This is a genomic window from Acinetobacter sp. ASP199 (assembly GCF_022700675.1).
Taxonomy (GTDB): Bacteria; Pseudomonadota; Gammaproteobacteria; order Pseudomonadales; family Moraxellaceae; genus Acinetobacter.
The window spans coordinates 1448892-1465909 of sequence record NZ_CP062182.1; the positions used below are offsets into that span (position 1 = coordinate 1448892).

Here is a 17018-nt window from a genome sequence, read left to right on the forward strand (position 1 = left end):
TTAATTTAGACATTTTCAGCAGAAATTAAAGCTTATTTTGAAATTATTCCAAAGTGAGTTTTATTTCAAAATAAGCTTTAATCAATGTAAAGGAAAAAGTCCAGTCGAATTCAACTGGGCTTATCATTTCTTGTATCGCCTGCGTACAAGACTACGCACAAACAATTATGTCATAACTGCTAATGCTATAAAATCTAGATTAATCAATTTATTAACGCCCTACAAGCGTTGAGTGCATTTAGCCTACCAACGCCTAGTTGGTAGAAATAATAATTAACAATCATATAGATACATTTATATGATTTTCACTTTAAAAAGACTTAAATATCAATAAAAAAAACCGCCATTTGGCGGTTTTTTTATCTTTAGTAATTGTTACCCTTGGTGAAAGCTAATGGAAATTTAATATTTCTAACATTAAGGTTCATCAAATATTCCATTCGGGTTTGTTGCATATATTCTCTGATCTACATGAAAAACTTTGTCATCACGAACTGTGTGACTACCATATGGTTTAAATACACCAAATCGAGCTGTTGCTTCTACTATGTTGAGCTGTTTTAGGTACTCAGGTTCAATAAATTTAGGAATTTCAAATTTTTCATCCAGTAATGATAAATCATTGCGACTTAAAGCCATACCACCATTAGCTGAAAAATTCATATTGTCTTGCGAATTTGAATGCGTTGGCATATTGAATTTACCATCCAAGTGACTCAAATCCTTGCAAGCCAATGCTTTATTATTTTTTTTAGAAAACGAAAAACTCTTTGCTGTCTCACCGTTTACCAAAACACTTTTTTTATCCAATCCAAAAAAATTCTTTAATAAATTTAACATTTTTATATCTCCTAAGCTTTAACACGACCTTACCCAGTTATTGAATTTTCCGAATAATCAATTAAAGCTTTCTAAGGTTTAACCCTAGATTTCAATGCTTTTTCGTATAAAAATACCCAAATCTAAGTTCATAATAGTCATTACTGATTAATCATTCAAACCAAAGTCAAAAAAAAGGATTATTTCGCCAATAATTCCGATAGAAAGCAACAAGGTGATCAAAACTCAAGGAGTTCGGTTTGATCATACTTACTGAAAACGGATTTACCGCTTGATGGCTACGAATACAGATCATTTTTCTTTCAAATGGTGTGTAGAAATAGACTCGATTGCACTTTCGATAGTTACTTCCAAACTCTAAAGGCGCAAAAGCTAAAGCACTTCATTGCGGACTTCCCTATTTTAGACGATTCTTGTCTCTAAACTGCCATTAAAACGTCATAGCTTTGTCATTTATTCATGTTGAGATAACCGTGAATTTAAAAAAGATGCAATGAGGACAATATGGCAGGATTATCAATTTGGCACGTACTAATTTTTGCAATCGTTGTAATTTTACTGTTTGGCACGTCTAAACTCAAAAATCTGGGCAAAGATGTTGGTGGTGCTATCAAGGACTTTAAAAAATCTGTGCGTGAAGAAGAAGCTGAAGCAGCAAAACTTCAACAGCCCCGCACTATTGATGCTGAAGTTAAAGCCAGCAAGAGTTCAATCAAAAGTTAAGGTATTGTCATGCTCAATATTGGAATGACTGAGCTTCTGGCCTTTGGGGTGATTGCGCTTTTAGTGCTTGGACCAGATAAGCTACCTGAGGCAGTTCGTTTTATAGGTAAATGGTCCACTAAAATAAAAAGAACCGTCAGCAATATACAAAATGATCTTGACCGTGAATTGCGTCTGTCTGAACTACGTGAGCAAATGCAATCCGAGCTGAAACGTATTCAGGAACTGGAAGCCAAAATGCAGGCACAAATGGTTGATCTCAATACCCCACTTGAGTCAGTCACAAAAAATTCAGAACAGCCAGTTATAGAAAATCAGCCAAGTTATCAACTGGTCAATCAACCAGTTTCTTCGGTTCATTTAACTCCGCCGAATCAGATCGCCAAGCAAGAACAAAAATATCCTGATATCAAGGTAGCCGTATGAGTATTTTATCCAAGACTCAAGCCAGCAACGATCCACAGAACATTCAGCTAGAAGAAATGCCGATTACCAGACACTTAGTGATTCTGCGCAAGCATCTTTTCAGGATTGTAGGGATATTGATTGGCTTATTTTTCTGTCTGTTGCCCTTTGCGACACATACATATCAACTTTTATCCGAGCCCTTACGTGCCCAGTTACCGGCAAGTTCTACCATGATTGCTACAGATGTCACTGCGACATTTATGGCGCCGTTTAAGTTGAATTTTTTTGTTGCCTTGCTGATCGCTATGCCTTTTATCTTGTATCAACTTTGGGCCTTCGTTAAGCCGGCCTTATATGAAAATGAAAAAAGTCTGGCTTTGCCGCTCTTGATTGGCAGCATCGCCCTGTTTTATGCGGGTATCGCTTTTGCCTATCTGGTGGCTTTGCCATCTATCCTGCATTTTTTTATCAGTGTCTCACCTGAAACTGTGGCCCCGATGACCGATATCAACAGTTATCTGACTTTCTGTTTAAAACTTTTTCTGGTGTTTGGATTTACCTTTGAAATTCCGATTATTACCCTGTTACTGATCTTGATCGGTGTGGTGAGTACACAGACCTTGGTAGAAAAAAGACGCTTTATTATTGTCGGCTGTTTCTTTGTGGCCATGTTTGTGACCCCACCGGATGCCCTGTCGATGATCATGCTGGCCATCCCGATGTGGTTACTGTTTGAACTGGGTTTACTGGCCGGAAAACTGGTCGAAAAACGGCGTTTAACCAATCAATAATAACAACAAATCAAAAACAAAAAGAATAGTCTTTAACTCAGGCAGCTCTGGCTGTCTTCTGTTCTTATCTTTATAAATAAATGATTTATTTAACTTTATTGAAATACAGGCTTAACCAGAATGTAATACTTCAAGGCTATTTTGTTCATAACTTTATAACCAAGCCTTTTTTCTAGGAACTAAAAATGACATACCAGACACCCTATCACGAAGATCAAGAGCTAGATAATAACAACTCAAATAACATGCACTTTCGTGATATTTTAGAACAGTGTATTTCTCGTCGTAGCTTAATTAAAAAAACAGCAAGTGGCGCTGCAGCATTAGCTTTGGCTTCTAGCCTGACGGCGTGTAGCGATGACGGGGACGATGAGAACAAGCCAACCCCTCCAGCAGACAACAATGCTCGCCCAGAAAAATTAAGTTTTAGCCCAGTGAAGAAAAACCTGGACGACTGGGTTACGGTTCCAGAAGGCTATACAGCCACTGTCCTATACGCCATGGGTGATTCGATTCATCCTGCCTACCCTGACTGGAATGATAATGATAGCGAGTTTCCATCGGGGCTAAGCTTTCAGTTCCGTGCGGGTGACTGCCACGATGGTATGAGTTATTTTGGTTTAAGCACTAAAACCGGCCGTTATGAAGAGAATGCATCGGAACATGGCTTACTTGTTATGAACCATGAATATATCAATCAAACTTTTTTACATCCTCAAGGACCAACAAAAGTTGATGGTCGTCGTCCAGAAGATGAAGTCATCCGTGAAGTGAATGCGCATGGTGTTTCAATTGTGCATATTAAGAAAAATACCGAAACTCAAGCAGTAGAAATCGTTAAATCATCACCATTTAACCGCCGTATTACTCCTTCAACAGTCATGGATTTTGCTGGGCCGGTGACAAGCTCTACATTAGTCCACACGGCTTTCTCTCCTAACGGTCATCAAACCCGTGGTACACACAATAACTGTGGTAATGGCTATACACCATGGGGTACATATTTAACTGCCGAAGAAAACTTTATTGGTTATTTCCAGCGTTCAGGTACAGACCAATATGCAGACCGTAGTGAAGCTGAGAAAACCGCACTTAAACGTTATGGCTTAGGCTTAGATATTTCTTATCAAACTGAAAAAAATGTCGATGGTACAGTTAAACGTGATGAGAAAGGCAGCATCATTTATGTTGAGGATGCTGACGGTGAAAAAATTCCGGAACGCGATGAACAAGACCGTATTGTTTATTTAGATAAATCTTCACGTTATGGGTGGGAAACTGCTCAGGCTAGAGTTGGATCAAAAGATATGTATGACCGCTGGTCAGCTAACGTTACTGAAGCCGCTGCAAGTGAAGACTATCGTAATGCACCAAATACCTTTGGCTGGATTGTTGAAATTGACCCATTTGATAACAGTGCAAATCCGGTAAAACGTACTGCACTGGGCCGTTTTGCTCACGAAGACTGTCGTGCTAGCCGTGCGATTGAAGGTGAACAGTTTGCCTTCTACATGGGCGATGACTCACGTGGTGAATACATTTACAAATTTGTCTCTGATGCAAAATGGGATCCAAAAGATATCAATACCGGCTACCGTGCTGGTGACAAATACATGAATAAAGGTAAGTTCTATGTGGCCAAGTTCAATGCAGATGGAACTGGTCAATGGATTGAACTTGCTCACGGTAAAAATGGTTTAACTGAACAAAATACCGTATATCCATTTAACTCTGATGCGGACGTATTAACTTTTGCACGTTTGGCAGGCGATGCTGTTGGTGCAACGAAGATGGACCGCCCTGAATGGGTCGCCGTTAACCCGGAGAATGGTGAGGTCTACGTCACCCTGACCAATAACAGTCATCGTGGTAATAATGCGGCACAACCTGTTGATGCTGCCAACCCACGTAATTACTCAGATCCTGAAGGTGGTAAAGGTAATGTGAATGGCCATATTATTCGCTTTAAGGAAGAAAATACCGCATCAGAAAACTTTGAATGGGATATTTACCTATTCGGTGCTGAAGCCAAAATGGCACCGAATATCAATCTCTCAGGTTTAAATGATAATAATGACCTATCTTCACCAGATGGTATGTGGTTTGATCCTCGTGGCGTACTCTGGATTCAGACTGACGACGGCGCTTATACAGATACCACTAACTGTATGATGCTGGCTGCCCTGCCTGGACAAGTAGGTGATGGTGGTCCAGCAACAACTTCTAATGGTCAAGCGACGATTGCGGGTGCCCAAGTAACCGATGAAAATTTACGTCGCTTCCTGACTGGTCCAAAAGAGTGTGAAATTACAGGTGTGACCATGACACCGGACTATAAAGCCATTTTCATCAATGTACAGCATCCGGGTGAAGATTCTAAAACCTTTGATGCTCCAACCAGTAACTGGCCTGCAAGTCAATCAGATCGTTCGAACAAGACCGCACGTCCACGTTCAGCAACTGTTGTGATTACGCGCAATGATGGCGGCGTTATAGCCGGTTAAATAGCTCACTTAAATTAAAATGCTGGCTCAATGCCGGCATTTTAATTTTAAGAGTTAACTGGTCAATAAAAAGAATATTTTTGTTTAGAGTTAAATTGATATAAATATTAAAGTATGAAGTGGACTTCGGATCAATATATAAGTGAAATCCCATACAACTAATCATAGCTTCAGCTATCTTCTACTTGGAGGACTTGTAATTTGCAGCTTTAGTTTTGAGTATTTTTCTAAAAAAAAGCAGGTATCCAAGGAGGGATTGATACCTGCCACTCTAAGGGAACTATATTAATATCCTGCTTCTTTAGTCTGTGAATCACAGTTAGAAACTAGCAACTTTTTCTGCACATTCACAAATCGTTGCTAAATCTCTATTAATTGATGCTGAGAGTAGGTCTGGAAAAATCTGGTTAACAGCTATCGAGATTTTTTCAGGATAGCCTATTTGATACGACTGACAATCAGTATGTAGAAACCGATATAGTTCTTCCGCAACGAATTCTGGACAGTCAATCTTTTTTCCCAGTCTTATATTCATTTCTATTGCATTTGAATGATGAATATTGGTTTCGGTCACCCGTAGTGAAAAATATCTAAATCTGATCGAGCTTTTGCTGTATTCACGGGCTAATGCTTCGGTCGCACCACGCAGGGCAAATTGACTGGCACAATAACCTGCATATCCTGGATAGCCGATACTGCCAAAGGTTGAACCCATATTAATGATCTGGCCAGATGGATGAGTAGACATCAATGGCAGGATCTTTTGTATCAGTTGCATGGGATAAACTGCATTGACTAGCATCATTTGTTCCATGCTTTCTGGTGGCTGCTGTGCAAAGAGCTTGAAATCACTGATACTGATGTTATTAATGTAGTAGTGAATGGGTCTATTTAGCGCAACAATAGCTTTAACCAGCTCTTCCCTGCTTTGCAGATCGGCAAAGTTACAATGAATTAAATCCAGTTGTAGCTGTGGGTAACATTGGGCTAAATTGTCATGTACTCTTTGTAGAATATGTTGATTCTGCCCAACAAGCACCAGATTGACCCCATTCTGGCCTAGAACCTTTGCAATAGCCTGACCAATACCAGAAGTAGCATCCATAATTGTTGCAGTTAAATTACGCATAAATACTTTCTCTTTTTCTTAACATGATGAGTCGAGATCAAAACTGCAGCAGGTCATGTGGATCACATCACGAAAAATAACTTAGTACTTAAGATAAACGCCCAAACTTAAAAAATTCTTAATTCTGCACAAAAAATTAAATATTATTTTTATTAAAAAACACATAGAGGCCAGTTTTTTTAAGAAAGTTTTAAGCCTGCAATCTTAAGTTAGAGTTTCCTTTTATTGACTCATGACAGCTATGTCTTCCTACCGTTCACCCTATAAAGGCAACTCGGGAATACAGCGTATTCTGAATGCGACCCGTTATTCCGTGGCCGGCTTTAAAACAGCCTTTCAAAATGAAGCGACCTTCCGGCAAATCCTGCTCATCAACCTGATTTTGGTTCCTCTGAGCTTTGTCATGCCAGTGAATCGACTGGAACAAACGCTGATGGTCGCCGTATGCCTGCTGGCGCGAATCGTTGAATTACTTAACTCGGCGATTGAGGCGGTGGTAGACCGTATTTCCATGGAGCAGCATGAACTGTCTAAAAATGCCAAGGACATGGGCAGTGCTGCCCAGTTTGTAGCACTCAGTCTAATAACCGTGACCTGGGGCATCATTTTGGCTGGTCATTCGATTTGACCACTGCACCCGCTACTGCCTGAAATGGACCATTAAAAATGATCACTGACCGTTCCCGGTTTTTATTGACTCAAACCTTACTTTTGATATTTAGTTTTTTTGTTCTTTTGAATTTCTTTGATATTGGAGGAGTGCTTGATTTACAGCTTATCTATCCCTTTATAGATGACCATGGTCAATTCCCCCTGCGACAACACTGGGCGCTGGCAGAGCTTAATCACCGCTATGTGAAAGATATACTGATTCTGGTGTATATCACTTTATTGCTGGGCTGGTTGGTATCACTGAAATGGCAGAACTGGCATATGCGGCGCTGGGAATTTGGCTATTTCTTTAGCATGGTGGTACTGACTACGGCTTCGATCGGAATTTTAAAATTCCAGTCGGCTCATGCCTGTCCGTGGGATATGACTATACCTACCCATAACGGGATTTTGTGGGATTTTAGTGCCACTGATGGACACTGTTTTCCTGGAGGACATGCATCTAGCGGTTTTGCCTTGATAGCTGGCTATTTTGTTTATCGCATGTCTAACCGCAATCGTGCTTATTTTTTTCTGATCGCTGCAGTAATCTTAGGGTTGGCCATGGGGTGGGCACAAATGATGCGTGGAGCACATTTCCTTAGTCATAATTTATGGACTGGCTGGATTATCTGGTGCCTGAATGTTATCGGCTATACGCTGTTTAGCCATAAATTGCCGATAGAAAAGGTGGTTCCTTAGTGCATTAAATCAAGCAGCTTCAACGCCCAAATAAACCGAAGCCTATTCGCTTAGGCTTCGCCTAAAGGAAACTTGACTTGTACACACAGGCCGCCCAGATTAATACTTCGCGAAAATTCCAGTGTTCCACTCAAGCGCTCGGTAGCTTTATCTACAATGGATAAACCCAAACCGCTGCCAATTTCTGCATGGTTATGTATCCGGTAGAAGCGTTGCCGGATCTGAGCGAATTGAGCAGGATCTATCCCTGCCCCGCTGTCTTCAATCTGTAAAACTGCCTGCTGGCCTTGCTGGAAAATCGATACGTTAATTACGCCATCCGTCGGACTATATTTAATCGCATTATCAATTAAATTATAAATAATCGAGTGCAAGGCTGAAGCTTGGCCCTGAATCAACAGTTCCTGCTGCTCTACCCCTAAATCAATCTCTTTTTGTAGCGCTAGTTGAATCAGCTCTTCGATACAGGTGACTGTCATTTGATTCAGTGATAGCAATTGAACAGGTTCGCTTAAACCTTCGGTCACATCCTGTTTGGCCAGACTTAATAACTGGTTGATCAGATGCTGCATACGCAAAATGCCTTGACTCAAATTATGGATAGACTCACTCTGAGGGAACTGCTGTAGCAAAATTTGTAGCTGTAAATTCAAGGCCGTCAGTGGCGTGCGTAATTCATGTGCAGAATCCGCTACAAATTGACGTTGTTCCTGTTGGGCCTGGGAAATTCGACCGAACAGGTGATTCATTTCCTGAATGGTCGGTTCCAGCTCTAGGGGATAATCTTTCATTGCAATTGGCTTTAAGTCTTGTGCCTTGCGACTGGCCAATTCAGTTTTAAAATCATTAAGGGGCTGAAAGTTTTTACGAATCATCCAACCTAAGCCAAATACTGCAAAAGGTAAAAAAAGCACATAGGGAAGAAACATATTGGCTGCCAGTTCCAGCGCCAGTTCCTGCCGGACATTTTGCTGCTGGCTCACCTGAATCTGTAATTGCTTACCAGGAATAATGTAAGTTAACCAGGTTCCATACGGCGTTTGATGCTTATAGAAACCTGCTTTCCTGACCGGTGCCACCAGAACATCCTGTGGATGCAAGGAAGTGGCTGTATCTGTATAGGACCAGATATCTACAAATAAATCTTCTTCACTGTATTGTTTTGCCAGATCGATTTGACTTTGCAGGGGCTGTGGATGATTTTCTGCAATACGCTCTGCCAGACTTTGCATCTGTTTATCCAGTACTTCATTAATTTCTTCGAGTGCAATCCGGTATGCTGCAAAGATCAGCACACAGCCTAATACCAAGCTAAGTAATGAAATATAAATAACCAGACGTTTTTGCAAGGAATAACGTTTTTGCATGGCGTTCATCCTAATCGATACCCTAGCCCACGTATGGTACGGATGAAATCTTTTCCTAGTTTTGCTCGCAGATGATGGATATAGACTTCCACCGTATTACTGCTGACATCACTATCAAAGTCATAAAGCTTGTCTTCTAAATCGTTTTTAGAAAAAATTTTGCTAGGATGCATGAGGAGTGCAGTGAGAATAGACCATTCCCGATTAGACAACTCAATTGGTTCACCATTAAAGCATGCGATGTGCTGTTCCAGGTCCAGTTCCAGTCCACTGTGTGATAATTTCTTATTCGTATCTATCCCGGTAGTTTTTAAACCACTACGGCGTATTAAGGCATGAATACGGGCCAGCAACTCGTCAAATTCATAGGGTTTAATCAAGTAATCATCTGCTCCCTGATTCAGCCCCTCTACCCGGTTTTGTAACTGATCCCTGGCGGAGATAATCAGTACCGGTAAATTCGGAAACTTTTGCCGGATATTTTTTAGCACCAGCATGCCATCCATCATCGGCAAGCCTAAATCAAGCAGGACAATATCGTAGACCTGCTGCTGTAACTGTTTTAAACCCTCAATCCCATTATTGACCCAGCACACCCCAAACTGATGCAGCTTGAGTAATGTTTCAGTTGACTCGGCAATCATAAAGTCATCTTCAATAATCAGTATTTTATGCATTTTAAGCTCTGTTTTTTAATGATGATGAGCATTGTGCAAGCATATCATTTTTAGCTTCAGTCACTTGCGTTTTTATATCCAGCATACTTAATAAGCTGGGGAAAAGATGATCGTGATTGCGTGCCTGTCCGGTCTGTGTTTTTAAACAGCTTAGCTGCCGGGCATTGTACTGTTGCCAGGTATCGGAAAACCACATCAGCATCGGGACATGGGTTTGCTGGGTCGGTGCCATACTATAAGGTGCACCGTGCAGGTATAAACCATGCTCTCCGGTGGATTCTCCATGATCAGACAGGTACCAGAAACCGGTCTGATATTGAGTCTGCTGCTTTAAAGTTTCAATGATCTGGGCAAGAACATGGTCTGTATATACAATCGAATTATCATAGCTATTCTTTAATTCTTCTGTACTACAGCCCTGAATGGCATTGGTCTTACAGGTCGGTTGAAATGGCTGATATGGCGCTTTGGAACGCTTGAAATATGCGGGGCCATGACTGCCCATCTGATGCAGTACAATTAATTGTGGTTTCGGGTTATTTTTATCCAGATGCGCCAGATAATCTTTCAGGCTATCCACCAGAATTTCATCAAAACATTCACCACCAGCATCACACCACTTCTGTTTCAGTTGTACCGGAATCTGGTATTGCTGTACCCGGTCACAGGCACCTTTACAGCCCGAATTATTATCAATCCAGGTCACCTGATAACCGGCCCGCTGCGCAATATCCAGCAAACCTTCTCGGTGGCTGGCGAGCTGTTCATCATAGGTTTCACGTGACATGCCAGAAAACATACAAGGGACTGAAACGGCTGTTGCAGTTCCACAAGAGCTGACCTGATTGAAATTAATCACCGCTAACTTGCTCAGTTCAGGATTGGTATTGCGCGCATAGCCATTTAAGGCAAAACTCTCGGCACGTGCAGTTTCTCCAACAACCAGCACCATCAATTTAGGATGCTCCTGCATTTGGGCCTGCTGTAGCAGATGGGCATCTTCGCCGAAAACCACCAAAGGTAAATTTGCTTTAGGTGCTTTCTTTTTATAATAAGACAAAGTAGATGCAATGCTGTTTTGTGGTGAAAGCATGCCTTTCAGATCGCGATGCTCTCGGAAGATCGCTGCATAATCGACATAAAAACAGTATAACAATCCCAGAATCAAGCCAGCTGAGAGCACACTGCTCAGACTCTTATGCACCAGCTGATGTCCAAGCGATGCAGGCTGAATTTGAAGTATCCACACAACGCAGAGGGGAAAAATTACAAATACCAATGTCCAGATAACCAGTCGCATTGACCAGAGATCTCGAACTTCACGGGCATCGGTTTGCAGCATATTCTGGATCTGGTCAGGCGTAATAACGACCCCCAGACTATTGACAAAATAAGCACTAAAGCCACCCAGAATGATTAGGACACTGGCCAGTATTTTGGCATTCCATGTCCAGTTCAGCCACTGTAATACCAGATTGTAAAACGCAATAATGATCAGTGCCGTGGCGACCAGTAATAGACCTGCTTTTAGATTGCTATAAGGCGTAAATTCATGGATTTTCTGATAGAAAGCAAAGTTTAGGATCAATCCCAGCCAAATAGCCAACAACATGTTGAAGCCTGAAAGACTGATCGACTTTTTAGGTCGCTGACTTAAAAAAGACGAATGGGAAAACAGCTTCAGCATGATCCGTGGCTCAAAGACTTTAAGATGCTTTAGCCTAGAATCTGAATCTTAAAAATGACTTAAAATGTTTAAAACTTCATAAAATTTTGAACAATATTGATCAGCTTTCTTAAACCGATTTTTAAAAAGGAGGTAATCTTAGGACCAAAGTCCACCAGAAATCACCTCCTGAGTAGATTTAAGCGACTGTAACATTAAACAAAGAACCGACCCATGCACTAAATAACATGGCAACAATCCCCCAAAGCATGACTCGAGCCGAACCTTTCCAGATACTTACACCGCCTGTATAACTTGCCATTGCACCCATAATCCCAAGACTTAATACGCCGACCAGCATCACACCTTTAGCGAGGTATTGTTCAGGTAATAGCAAAATAGAGATTAACGGAAACAGTGAACCGACGGTAAAGGCGGTGGCGGAAGAAAATGCCGCACGAAAAGGCTGGGCGGAGGTATGTTCTGATATACCAATTTCATCACGGGCATGTGCATCTAAAGCATTGTGTGCAGTGAGCTGCAAGGCAACTTGTTGTGCCACCTCAGGGGCTAAACCACGCTTGATATAAATATTTTCCAACTCTTTCAGTTCATTTTCTGGGTGACGTTTCAGCTCACGAGCCTCCATCTCCAGATCATTTTTTTCAATGTCCTGCTGTGATTTGACCGAGATATATTCTCCAGCAGCCATTGATGCAGCTCCGGAAATTAATCCGGCTACACAAGTGACCAACAAGGTATTTGTGGACGCACCACTGGCTGCCATCCCCACCACCAGACTGGTAACAGAAATAATCCCGTCATTTGCCCCCAGTACAGCTGCACGCAACCAACCTGCCCGTTCAAAATAATGTTTTTCAAGATGATAAGAATGACTCACGCTATAGTCTCTTTTTGTTATCAATATCATCATCTTATCTTTATTTTATCCGAAGAAACAGCTATTTATTTAATAAGCTCTTGCTCGAACCCAGGTCTATGCGCTCAAGTACTAATAAAGGTTGCTGTTACATTGATAGCAATAGCCAAAATCGTGGTATTAAAGCTATAGGCAAGCAGTAAATGCAAAGTATTTAAAACTCGCATAGGTTGGCGAGTAATCGATACATCAGCCGTTTATGCGGAAGTGCCCATGATATAGCTAAAATATAAAAAGTCCGGATAGGTAGGATTTGGCGTATTTGGAAAAGCCAGTCCGCCATGTTTATGCCTTTCCAAGGCTAGATAAAAGTCATGAGCATAATGAATCGCAAAAATGGTATGCATCAGGAACCAAGCTGAAATAATCGTCAGGATCGATAGCAGCAAATGACCGGTTCGGATTGTTGCATCTTTAGGTAAATGATTAATTTCAATAATTATGGCAATAAAACACATCACTAAAGTGATAATGACAAGCACCAGAATGACCCATTTGCTGGCATCCTGTTGTATGGCTCGTTGCAGGATATGGTCATGATCTATATGCCAGAGCTTCTTTATAGTGAAAAATAAGTAGGCATAAATGGTGATGTTCCAGCTCATCAAAATGCAGGTAGACCAGGTTAAATGAGTCACTGCATGTAAAAGGAAATACCAAATGAGTATGGATGGAAAAATAATAAAGAAATAAAGTCGGGACTGCAGCGCTGTTTTTATATATTGGAAGAAACGCATGGGCTTTCCTGCATATCATGGGATGCCTTCACCTTCCAGTATAAAGTATTTTATTAAAACAACAGCAGATAAGAGTTTTTAGTAGATAAACGAATGTTGATTTAAGATGACGATAAAATGGATATTTGAAATCTAATCGCAAAAGAAATGACTAAAACGCTATCAGCCCAATTCTTATGAACCAGGCTGAGGATGTTTGTCTCGACGATGCACTTCCAAAGATTTAACTATCGAAGCAGTGAACATTTAAGCAGTTTCTAATTGACCGATCTGATGATACGCCCGGTTAAAATACACCAGGCTTTCTTCCTGCTGACTGTGTTGAATGGCAACAACACGACATAAGAAAACGCTGTGTGTGCCAACATTTTGAATGTCTTCAATCTGGCAATCAAAGCTCACTAATGCATCGTCTAAAATCGGCGCACCTGTTTCAAGCGTGCTCCATTCACCGAGCTTGAAGCGATCTTCAGAGCTGAATTTACTTGAGGCAAATGCATTGGAGATGTATTCATGCTGCGTGCTGAGTACATTGACAGAGAGTACTTTATTTTTAATGAAATGTTCATGTGAACGAGAGGATTGATTCATACAGACCAAAAGTGTCGGCGGTGTATCCGTCACACTGCATACGGCCGATGCGGTAAAGCCATGCATACCTGCTACACCTTGGGTCGTGATCACATTCACCGCCGTGGTTAGCAGGGACATTGCATTTCTAAAGTCTTTTGCTTCAATCATCTCTTTCATCTCAATTATATATACGATGTGCCTGTATTCAAAGGCAGGCAAATGATTTACGGATCATTTGCCCTACTCTGGTTGAGCCACGCTTCGTTTAAGCACCCAGCTCCTGACGAATAATCGCAGTCCCTGCGCTAAGCGCTTCGAGTTTGCCCCGAGCCACTTGACGAGACAAAGGTGTCATTCCGCAGTTGGTTGATGGATACAGTTTATCTGCATCCACAAATTGCAATGCTTTACGCAGTGTATTGGCAACATCTTCAGGCATTTCGATTTGATTGGTTGCAACATCAATCGCTCCGACCATGACTTTTTTACCTCGAATCAGCTCAATCAGATCCATCGGCACACGTGAGTTTTGACACTCAAGCGATACAATATCAATTTTTGATTGTTGCAGTTTAGGGAATGCTGTTTCGTACTGACGCCATTCATTGCCTAGAGTCTTTTTCCAGTCAGTATTGGCTTTAATGCCATAACCATAGCAAATGTGTACCGCAGTTTCACATTTCAGACCTTCAAGTGCACGCTCTAAAGTCGCGACGCCCCAATCATTCACTTCATCAAAAAACACATTGAATGCTGGCTCATCAAACTGAATGATATCAACCCCTGCTGCCTCTAATTCAAGTGCTTCCTGATTCAGAATTTTGGCAAATTCCCATGCCAGTTTTTCACGGCTCTTGTAGTGACCATCGTACAGCGTATCAATCATGGTCATTGGACCTGGCAATGCCCATTTAATTGGCTGCGTGGTTTGGCTACGCAAGAATTTCGCATCATCCACAAACACTGCTTTTTTACGGGAAACTTCACCGACTACTGAAGGTACGCTGGCATCATAGCGGTTACGGATACGTACAGTTTCACGTTATTCAAAATCCACCCCTTCAAGATGCTCGATAAACGTAGTCACAAAGTGCTGACGAGTCTGTTCACCATCACTGACAATATCAATGCCGGCATGGACTTGTTCATGCAAAGAGAGTTTTAAGGCATCACGTTTTGCTTCTAGTAGTTCTGCACCTTCGAGTTTCCAAGCTGACCAAAGCTTTTCAGGTTCTGCCAGCCAAGACGGTTTTGGCAAGCTTCCTGCTGTAGAGGTCGGGAGTAACTTTTCAGGTTGTAAAAGTGTCATGTCTAATCTTCTTTCTCTAAATTCATTTAAATATGTGATCTATCAGGCAGCATTATCTTGCTGAGCTGTTGCTACTTTAAAATTGGCAGCCCATTCATCCAGGATGTCTTTATAGGGCTTAATGAAGTTTTCCTCTGTCCATTTCCCTTGTTTGACTGCCAGTTCCCCACGTTCAACACGGTCATAAACAATGCGAGTCAATGAATAATCGCCATAGCTCAAGCTAGGCTGATACACCACACCTGCAGGTGAATTGGTGTTGTAAATTTCAGGACGATAGATTTTCTGGAAGCTTTCCATGATGCTGATCGCACTGATCAGTTCAAAATCGGTATAATCGTGCAGCAAGTCACCCGAAAAATAGAATGCCAAGGGTGCATTGCCATTTTCAGGTTTAAAGTAACGAACACTTAAGCCCATTTTTTTGAAATATTCATCGGTACGTGAATACTCATCATTGGTGTATTCCACACCTAATATCGGATGAACATTCGCGGTACGGTAATAAGTTTTCGTGGTTGAAACACTCAGGCAAATCACAGGCAGTTTATTAAATTCAGCTTTAAAGACTGCTGAATTCACAAGATGCTGGTACAGCTTGCCGTGCAGGTCACCAAAGTCGTCAGGTTTTTCATTGGCCGTGCAGCCGAGTGATGGCAATACCACACTGAAGTCATAATCACGTACATAAGACGAAAAGCTATTCCCGATCATGCCTTCAATGCGTTCATTGCCATGATGGTCGATAACGGTACTTTTCAAGGTTTCAATAAATGGAAAGGTTTGACCATTGCCCTCAATATCAATTGACGAAGATTCTCATGACGGCTTGCGCCACGCGCCAAATTGGCAAAATTGGTGGTTAAACGGGTATTGTTTGCTGGCTCATAGTTCTCATCAAAACGAATACGTTTAATTGAACATTGAAATGCTGTACTCATGGAGATATGCCGCCCTAAATTTTTATAAAAAGCTAAATTTCTGTATGGCTGTATTTAAGCGTGAATCAAAACATGAGTAAAACGATATAAACTCAGTAAAAGATGAGTTAAATTCATTTTATGAGTTTAACTGTAGCCATAATGAGCTACAATCAAATAGAGAAATTAAGTTTTTAATTTATGTTATTCATCATTGTTCACTTCTAAACATCAAAGTGTATTATTGAGCACGATTTATAAGTAGTGACTTCATTCTCATATGACGAATACCTTTTCTGGCAATACTCAAATTCAGGTGGTTTCAACTTTTTCTGAACTCGTAGATGCAAATTTTCAAGGTGAGATGAATGCCCTCTGCTGGTCTAGAAATTTGCCTGGTGATTTTAAAGAAATCGTCGCTAAACTTGATTTAAAAGAAAATATCACTGAAGTTTCTGTTGAAGATCTGTTGGCACTGCAGCTTTCTGAACAAGGTCATCTGGCTAGAGAAATCCTCTTAAAGGATATGCAGCTATTGACTGACTACGGCGCTTCTCCTTCCCTGAATTTGCTGAAATGCTATGAACGGGATGATGAGTTTGATTTCATTTCGACCGATGTCTATTCTTACCATGTGGATCGCTCACCTATCGAAACAGATACATTTTTATGTACCTATCACGGTGCCGCAAGTGACATTTTGCCAAATGATCAGGTTGAGCAAAAAATCTTGATTCCAGAAATCAGAGAACAACTCAAGCAATTACATGACGGACCTGAAACTGAATTTGAAAGGTTTCTGGAAGAATATTTCTTTGATCTGCATTATCAGGCTAAAACTGATGCAAAACCTGTCAATTTAGGCTTAGGGAATCTTTGGCGACTTGCTGTTGATCACCCCACACAACAGGCTTTACCTTGTGTACATAGAGCCCCTGTTGAAAGCGATGGTGAGTATAGATTGCTATTAATTTGTTAAATTACCTTCCTAAAGGATGGTAACTATGACCATTTATTCAGGTAATGATACCGAAAGAACATAATATTAGATTGTGTATTTATTAAAAAAAACATAAATATA

14 protein-coding genes and 3 pseudogenes are annotated in these 17018 nt (G+C 41.0%); 7 read left to right on the forward strand and 10 right to left on the reverse strand.

The annotated features are described in order from the left end of the window. Positions 1-417 precede the first annotated feature (417 nt). Complete coding sequence (locus IHE35_RS06815) at positions 418-840, reverse strand: hypothetical protein (protein WP_242789872.1); 423 nt, start codon at positions 838-840, stop codon at positions 418-420. 504 nt (positions 841-1344) lie between these two features. On the opposite strand from IHE35_RS06815, the gene tatA reads away from it, so the two are divergent. The 4 genes from tatA (at position 1345) to IHE35_RS06835 (ending at position 5266) form a co-directional block, all read left to right on the forward strand. Beyond that, positions 1345-1563 carry a Sec-independent protein translocase subunit TatA gene (gene tatA / locus IHE35_RS06820; RefSeq protein WP_242789873.1) on the forward strand — a complete coding sequence of 73 codons (219 nt, stop codon included), beginning with the start codon at positions 1345-1347 and terminating at the stop codon, positions 1561-1563. Between the two features lie 9 nt (positions 1564-1572). Beyond that, a complete protein-coding gene (gene tatB, locus IHE35_RS06825) occupies positions 1573-1989 on the forward strand; it encodes a Sec-independent protein translocase protein TatB (protein ID WP_242789874.1) in 417 nt (138 codons plus the stop codon). Beyond that, a complete protein-coding gene (gene tatC / locus IHE35_RS06830) occupies positions 1986-2762 on the forward strand; it encodes a twin-arginine translocase subunit TatC (protein WP_242789875.1) in 777 nt (258 codons plus the stop codon). Before tatB ends, tatC begins: the two co-directional genes overlap by 4 nt. Before the next feature lie 185 nt (positions 2763-2947). Further along, complete coding sequence (locus IHE35_RS06835; protein WP_242789876.1) at positions 2948-5266, forward strand: PhoX family phosphatase; 2319 nt, start codon at positions 2948-2950, stop codon at positions 5264-5266. A gap of 319 nt (positions 5267-5585) precedes the next feature. On the opposite strand, the gene IHE35_RS06840 is transcribed toward IHE35_RS06835, so the two are convergent. Then, positions 5586-6395, reverse strand: a complete 810-nt coding sequence (locus tag IHE35_RS06840; RefSeq protein WP_242789877.1) for an SDR family NAD(P)-dependent oxidoreductase — start codon at positions 6393-6395, stop codon at positions 5586-5588. A gap of 241 nt (positions 6396-6636) precedes the next feature. Between IHE35_RS06840 and IHE35_RS06845 the strand changes: the two genes are divergently transcribed. Together IHE35_RS06845 and IHE35_RS06850 are read left to right on the forward strand one after the other, a co-directional pair. Beyond that, entirely contained in the window at positions 6637-7023 is a 387-nt protein-coding gene (locus IHE35_RS06845) for a diacylglycerol kinase (protein ID WP_242789878.1), read from the forward strand. Between the two features lie 38 nt (positions 7024-7061). After that, entirely contained in the window at positions 7062-7748 is a 687-nt protein-coding gene (locus IHE35_RS06850; RefSeq protein WP_242789879.1) for a phosphatase PAP2 family protein, read from the forward strand. A gap of 50 nt (positions 7749-7798) precedes the next feature. Here IHE35_RS06850 and IHE35_RS06855 read toward each other — a convergent pair whose 3' ends face one another. The 8 genes and pseudogenes from IHE35_RS06855 to IHE35_RS06890 form a co-directional block, all read right to left on the reverse strand. Then, positions 7799-9115, reverse strand: a complete 1317-nt coding sequence (locus tag IHE35_RS06855; protein ID WP_242789880.1) for an ATP-binding protein — start codon at positions 9113-9115, stop codon at positions 7799-7801. Between the two features lie 5 nt (positions 9116-9120). Further along, a complete protein-coding gene (locus IHE35_RS06860) occupies positions 9121-9792 on the reverse strand; it encodes a response regulator transcription factor (RefSeq protein WP_242789881.1) in 672 nt (223 codons plus the stop codon). A gap of 1 nt (position 9793) precedes the next feature. Continuing rightward, positions 9794-11479 carry a phosphoethanolamine--lipid A transferase gene (locus IHE35_RS06865; RefSeq protein ID WP_242789882.1) on the reverse strand — a complete coding sequence of 562 codons (1686 nt, stop codon included), beginning with the start codon at positions 11477-11479 and terminating at the stop codon, positions 9794-9796. A gap of 178 nt (positions 11480-11657) precedes the next feature. Further along, on the reverse strand, positions 11658-12359 hold the full coding sequence (locus IHE35_RS06870; protein WP_242789883.1) for a VIT family protein: 702 nt from the start codon (positions 12357-12359) through the stop codon (positions 11658-11660). Positions 12360-12463: 104 nt separating this feature from the next. Then, a pseudogene (locus tag IHE35_RS06875) lies at positions 12464-13135 on the reverse strand (DUF1345 domain-containing protein). Between the two features lie 246 nt (positions 13136-13381). Further along, positions 13382-13876 (reverse strand): flavin reductase, encoded by a 495-nt coding sequence (locus IHE35_RS06880; protein WP_242789884.1) that lies wholly within the window; start codon positions 13874-13876, stop codon positions 13382-13384. A 97-nt stretch (positions 13877-13973) separates the two neighbouring features. Then, a pseudogene (locus IHE35_RS06885) lies at positions 13974-15017 on the reverse strand (methionine synthase). A gap of 42 nt (positions 15018-15059) precedes the next feature. Next, a pseudogene (locus IHE35_RS06890) lies at positions 15060-15958 on the reverse strand (putative oxygenase MesX). 259 nt (positions 15959-16217) lie between these two features. Between IHE35_RS06890 and IHE35_RS06895 the strand changes: the two are divergent. Continuing rightward, on the forward strand, positions 16218-16916 hold the full coding sequence (locus IHE35_RS06895) for a DUF1826 domain-containing protein (protein WP_242789885.1): 699 nt from the start codon (positions 16218-16220) through the stop codon (positions 16914-16916). The last annotated feature ends 102 nt before the right edge of the window (positions 16917-17018 follow it).

Excerpts from the sequence above, each read along its gene's own strand:
- IHE35_RS06865 (WP_242789882.1), bottom strand. The coding sequence starts at position 11,479 with ATGCTGAAGCTGTTTTCCCATTCGTCTTTTTTAAGTCAGCGACCTAAA.
- IHE35_RS06880 (WP_242789884.1), bottom strand. The coding sequence starts at position 13,876 with ATGATTGAAGCAAAAGACTTTAGAAATGCAATGTCCCTGCTAACCACG.
- IHE35_RS06840 (WP_242789877.1), bottom strand. The coding sequence starts at position 6,395 with ATGCGTAATTTAACTGCAACAATTATGGATGCTACTTCTGGTATTGGT.
- IHE35_RS06835 (WP_242789876.1), top strand. The coding sequence starts at position 2,948 with ATGACATACCAGACACCCTATCACGAAGATCAAGAGCTAGATAATAAC.
- IHE35_RS06850 (WP_242789879.1), top strand. The coding sequence starts at position 7,062 with ATGATCACTGACCGTTCCCGGTTTTTATTGACTCAAACCTTACTTTTG.
- IHE35_RS06860 (WP_242789881.1), bottom strand. The coding sequence starts at position 9,792 with ATGCATAAAATACTGATTATTGAAGATGACTTTATGATTGCCGAGTCA.
- IHE35_RS06815 (WP_242789872.1), bottom strand. The coding sequence starts at position 840 with ATGTTAAATTTATTAAAGAATTTTTTTGGATTGGATAAAAAAAGTGTT.
- tatA (WP_242789873.1), top strand. The coding sequence starts at position 1,345 with ATGGCAGGATTATCAATTTGGCACGTACTAATTTTTGCAATCGTTGTA.
- tatB (WP_242789874.1), top strand. The coding sequence starts at position 1,573 with ATGCTCAATATTGGAATGACTGAGCTTCTGGCCTTTGGGGTGATTGCG.
- tatC (WP_242789875.1), top strand. The coding sequence starts at position 1,986 with ATGAGTATTTTATCCAAGACTCAAGCCAGCAACGATCCACAGAACATT.
- IHE35_RS06895 (WP_242789885.1), top strand. The coding sequence starts at position 16,218 with ATGACGAATACCTTTTCTGGCAATACTCAAATTCAGGTGGTTTCAACT.
- IHE35_RS06845 (WP_242789878.1), top strand. The coding sequence starts at position 6,637 with ATGTCTTCCTACCGTTCACCCTATAAAGGCAACTCGGGAATACAGCGT.
- IHE35_RS06855 (WP_242789880.1), bottom strand. The coding sequence starts at position 9,115 with ATGCAAAAACGTTATTCCTTGCAAAAACGTCTGGTTATTTATATTTCA.